The sequence below is a fragment of the Limosilactobacillus sp. genome, from assembly GCF_051873075.1.
In the GTDB taxonomy this organism is placed as follows: Bacteria; Bacillota; Bacilli; order Lactobacillales; family Lactobacillaceae; genus Limosilactobacillus.
In genome coordinates this window covers 1-4,953 of record NZ_JBJEEM010000083.1, presented here as the reverse complement: position 1 = coordinate 4,953, position 4,953 = coordinate 1, and the positions used below count along the sequence as shown (strand labels likewise).

Sequence of the window (4,953 nt, the reverse complement as noted above, 5' to 3'; positions counted from 1 at the left end):
CGCTTTCTTGGCGTATAAGCCTTCAGTTTTGATTCATTATACTGGATAATCCAGTTTGATAATTGACTTTTTGACTTTAATCCATGTTTAATTGCGAAAGTTTCCAGAGAATCATCTGAATTTTGGTACTGCTCAACCAAAGATACTTTGAATTCCTTTGAATAGCTATGATTATTGTGAGTAGAGCGTAAGCCATCAATTCCTTGATACTTATATAGACGATACCAAGTTGCGATAGTTCCTTTACTAAGCCCATACTTTTTAGCTACTTCTCTAGCACTAGAGTGTGTGACCTCCTTCAATATATTTAGCTTCTGTTCGACATTATATTTAGGTTTTCTTGACATAAAAAATGCCCTCCAAGTATAAGATGAATTTTCTATTTCATCTGTATACTTAGAGGGCATTATAGCCAATCCTGGCCGGCTTCCCCTTTTTCAAAAACTATTCCACATCAATCCCCAAATAATCAGCCACCTGCCGGACGTCCTTGTCACCCCGTCCGGACAGGTTGACCATCAAGACCTGATCCGATCCCATCTTCGGAGCCATCTTAATCGCCTGGGCCAATGCGTGTGAACTTTCCAGTGCCGGGATGATTCCCTCCAGCTTGCTCAACAGCTGGAACGCGTTGACCGCTTCGTCATCAGTGATCGGGAAGTACTCGGCGCGCTTGATGTCCTTCAGATAGGAGTGTTCCGGCCCGACCCCGGGGTAATCCAAGCCGGCCGAGATCGAGTAGGTCCGCTTGATGCTGCCATCGGGATCCTTCAGGACGTAGGACTTCATTCCGTCGTTAACCCCGACCGTACCATTGGTCAACGTCGCCGCGTTTTGGGGTGTGTCCGCACCCTTTCCGGCCGCTTCCGCCCCGATCAGGCGAACGTTCTGGTCGTTTAAGAAGTTGGCAAAGGCCCCGATGGCGTTAGACCCGCCACCGACACAAGCAATGACGGCATCGGGGAGACGGCCAAGCTGGTCAAGGAATTGTTGCCGGGCCTCCTTACTGATGATGGACTGGAACTTCTTGACCATCGCCGGGTAGGGGTATGGCCCCACGGCAGAACCCACGATGTAGTAGGTGTTGTCCTGATGCGTTGCCAGATCCGCAAAGGCGGCGCCAACCGCGTCCTCCAGCGTTCCCTCACCGGGCTGCCCAGCCGGATGAACGGTCGCACCCATCAGCGTCATCCGAAAGACGTTCAATTTTTGCCGTTCGCAATCCTTGGCCCCCATGTAGATATCGCAAGACATCCCGAACCGGGCCGCCACCGCCGCCGTTGCCACCCCGTGCTGGCCGGCCCCCGTCTCGGCGATGATCCGGGTCTTACCCATTCGTTTGGCCAAGAGAATCTGCCCGAGGGTGTTGTTGATCTTGTGGGCCCCGAGGTGGTTCAGGTCCTCGCGCTTGAGGTAGATCTGTGCCCCGCCCAGATGCTTAGTCAGAGCCTCCGCAAAGTACAACGGGGTTTCCCGGCCGTCGTAGTTTTTCAACAAGTCAGCCAACTCAGCGTTAAAGTCCGGATCGTCCTGATAGCGATTGAAGTAATCGGCGACCTCGTCCAGCGCCGGCTTAACCGCGTCTGGCACATATTGTCCACCGTAGTCGCCAAAGTATTCTTGCGTCGTTGCTTGAGTTTTTGTATTGTCAACTGTCATTTTTAAGACTCCTTTGATTATGATCATCGAATCGTCAAGGGGCCTGAAGGGATAAAAAAACAGGACGGCACCATTAATGCCATCCTGTCGTTCATTTATTGATGAACAATTACCTGGCATCAGCCCCAAAATCATTGCATGGTGAATGATGGCGAGACTGATGTTGTTAAAACAGATCGTCTCACCTAGCTGTGCCAGAGTTGCCAACGGGTTTGCTTTGTCATGGTAATCGTTCCTTTCGTTTAAGATTGATTTGATTATAATTAGAGAATTGTAATTTGTCAACAAGGATTGTTAATTTGTTTTTAATTTATGTTCCGCAATCACTTTTTAATTTGTTGCAACTGGCGATTATACTGCTCAACCTCGCCCGGTTTGATTGCCCGAGCAACCATCTTTAGCTGCTTAGCCAGCGGAATCGCGTTCATCTTCTTCTGCATTGCCGGCGAGATCTTGGATTCCTTAGCCACATCCCCGAAGGAAGCAACCGCCTTAGTCAAAATTTCTTTGTAGATTGCCGCGGCTTGAGGATTCTTATTCAGCTCGTTGATGCTGTCATTAATGGAATAATAGGCCGGGTCAATTGGATCTTTGTCAAACCAATTAGTGACGGCCCCTTACCGCCATTGCTGTATTCCGGAACGGGTTGATCGGTAACCGTAATGGCAATACTATCACGACAATTACCGGCCGTTGCGGTGATCTGAGACCGGGCTGGCAAATTAAGTGCAAAGGTAAAGACGTAGTGCCCCCGCTTCTTGGCAACCAGTTGGTCATTAACGAATAAGGCAACTTCTGGTTGATTGCTGTAGACCTTAATGACCGTGTGCCGGGGTCGCTTGGTATAGCGATGGCCGCAAATATGAACAAATGGCTGCTTGCTCAGGTAAGCCTTGTAAATGTAATAAGAATCCTTCTTGATGCGCCGGTCAATCGTTACCAGCCCTTTTTGATTTTGGCCGGGCTTGCCACCCTCTTCACGACCATCCGCCGAAAAGTCCGCCAACGTCCATGGGAACAGCATCCCCAGCCACGGCCGTTGTACCCATATGTTCAGCATATGTTCATGGTATAGTGCCGCATATTCTTCGGTGTAGTCGCCCTGTTCGGGATGTTCGGAATGGAAAGCTGGATTGTTATCGGCCCCGTATTCCGATAAACCAATCATCATGTCTGGATATTTTGCATGGAATTCATCCAAGAAGTGTTCGTTCTCGTCAATGCCCGGCACATACCAGCCGTAGTAAAGGTTGTAAGTGCGTAGATCCGGCACCTTCAACAATTCGGAATCTGGTTCCAGCATAAACGCATTGGCCATGCAGGTGAGCCGACTATCATCCAACCGGTGGGCCAGGTCATTCAAGCGTTGATGACAGGCCAACAGGTCAGCGGTTACCCCAGTAGAGGTGGTGATCTCATTTGAGAGAGTCCAGCAAATGATGGAAGCATGGTTCCAATTTTGACAAATCAATTCCGTCAATTGCTGGGCAGCATTAGCATCTCCCGACTTCATGTAGGTGGTGATCTGCGGGATTTCCGCCCACACCAAAATCCCTAATCGGTCCGCCGCGGCGTATTCGTAGTCGGAATGTTGGTAGTGCGCCAGCCGCCAGGCGTTGCCGCCCATCCCCAACAGTAGCCGGTTATCCTGGTCTTCCATTTCACGCGTAACCGCTGGCCCGACTCCGTAGTAGTCTTCGTGTTTTGCCGCGCCGACAATCCGGTAAGGGCGGCCGTTTAAGATGAAGCCCTTGATCGGATCAAAGTGATAGGTCCGGCAGCCAAATGAAATCAGCTGCTGGTCATCGTCCGTGTTCAGGGTAAACAGGGCATGGTACAAGTAAGGGTCATCAATGCCATCCCAACGATGGGCGTCTTTAATCGTCAGCGTTAACTGGGCATGGTTATCCTTGATCACCCCGCTGACGACTTGCCCGTCGACCTGCATGGTGACGGTGGAACCATCGGCAGCGCCTTCTGTCCGGATCGCCACTTCTACTTCAGCATCCGCTGCCTGGTCGCTGGCAAAACGCGGCGTGATTTTGATGCCAGAATCGCCATAGTGCCCCAGGGCAAAATGGGCGTGACCAACCTGGATCAGGTGGACATCACGAGTAATCCCGCCAAAAAAGGTAAAGTCAGCCTTTTGGGGGTAAACCTGGTCATTAGCGAGATTGTCGGCAACCACCTTAATCGTATTTCCCCCATCTTGCAAAGCAGCCGTCACGTTCAGCCGAAACGCAGAATACCCGCCGTCATGATGACCCACTTCTTGGTCGTTAACATAAACCGTTGCACGTTGGGCGACCGCGTCAAACTGCAGCCAGTATTCGCTGGCGGAATCCTTCTCTATCTTTAATTGTTTGCAATAATAACCGTAACCGCGGTAGTAGTCGTTACCGCCATCCTGGCCATCCTTGGCATTCCAGGTGTGGGGCAGGTTGATGGCCCGCGCGTTTTGATCATCCGGCTTCTTTGAAAAAGTCCAATTATCATTAATGGTCTTAATAGTTCTCATTGCTAAGCCCCTTTCTTAGCTGAACGGCGTTGCTTAATCTCTGCTTCGATTGCCGGCAGACGCTTCTCCAGCCGTGCAAAGATTAAAGCACACAGGAGAATGATAATGACCCCGACCATTGGGATCAGACTGTACAGGGAACGAATCCCGAATAAGGCTGATTGTGGTTGCAGTGCCACATTGCCACCGGCACCTTTAACATAACCGGTCAATGACAATACCCAGCCAGTCATCCCGGCACCGATCCCAGTCATCAGCTTGTTTAGGAATCCGGCGAGCGAACCCGCGGTCCCTTCCATCCGGTGGTAACCCAAGTATTCGTTGTAAATCCCAAGGTCAGTAATACACAACGGCTTCATGTAAACTTCCGGCAGTGACAAAACATTTGTCAGCAGCACCATGAGCAGTACGAAGGCTAGATTGCCCTTGGCAATGAACACACCCGCGTAACCAATGATGGAAATGATGGTGAATGTGACATAAATCGTCCCTAAACTATAGCGCTTGATCATCTTCGGGAAGAAGAGGACCGGCAGCAGAATAATACTGGTAAATCCAACCAGACCGAACGCCCTAATATTACCAACAATGTAAGTGAAGTAGTAAGAACCGGCTGCCAAACCAGTAATCAGTCCGTACAAGCCGTACATCCCGGCAAAGGCCCAGACGTACTTGTTCTTAGTAATCATGGTCATCGCTTCATGCAAATCTAAGATCTGCGCTTGTTGGGCATCGACTTTCGGGTCTTCCTTTTATCGCACGAATTCAACCGCCAA

General features: G+C 50.3%; 4 protein-coding genes and 1 pseudogene. All 5 read right to left on the bottom strand.

The annotated features are described in order from the left end of the window. Nucleotides 1-347 (bottom strand): helix-turn-helix domain-containing protein (locus ACI31J_RS08400; protein ID WP_439773965.1); only part of this gene is annotated, 347 nt, incomplete at its 3' end. A 97-nt stretch (nt 348-444) separates the two neighbouring features. After that, on the bottom strand, nt 445-1,659 hold the full coding sequence (trpB, locus tag ACI31J_RS08395) for a tryptophan synthase subunit beta (RefSeq protein WP_439773964.1): 1,215 nt from the start codon (nt 1,657-1,659) through the stop codon (nt 445-447). 323 nt (nt 1,660-1,982) lie between these two features. Then, nucleotides 1,983-2,159, bottom strand: a complete 177-nt coding sequence (locus ACI31J_RS08390; protein WP_439773963.1) for a hypothetical protein — start codon at nt 2,157-2,159, stop codon at nt 1,983-1,985. 38 nt (nt 2,160-2,197) lie between these two features. Further along, on the bottom strand, nt 2,198-4,177 hold the full coding sequence (locus ACI31J_RS08385; RefSeq protein WP_439773962.1) for a glycoside hydrolase family 2 TIM barrel-domain containing protein: 1,980 nt from the start codon (nt 4,175-4,177) through the stop codon (nt 2,198-2,200). Between the two features lie 2 nt (nt 4,178-4,179). Next, a pseudogene (locus tag ACI31J_RS08380) lies at nt 4,180-4,911 on the bottom strand (MFS transporter); the annotation flags it as partial. Nucleotides 4,912-4,953: the final 42 nt, after the last annotated feature.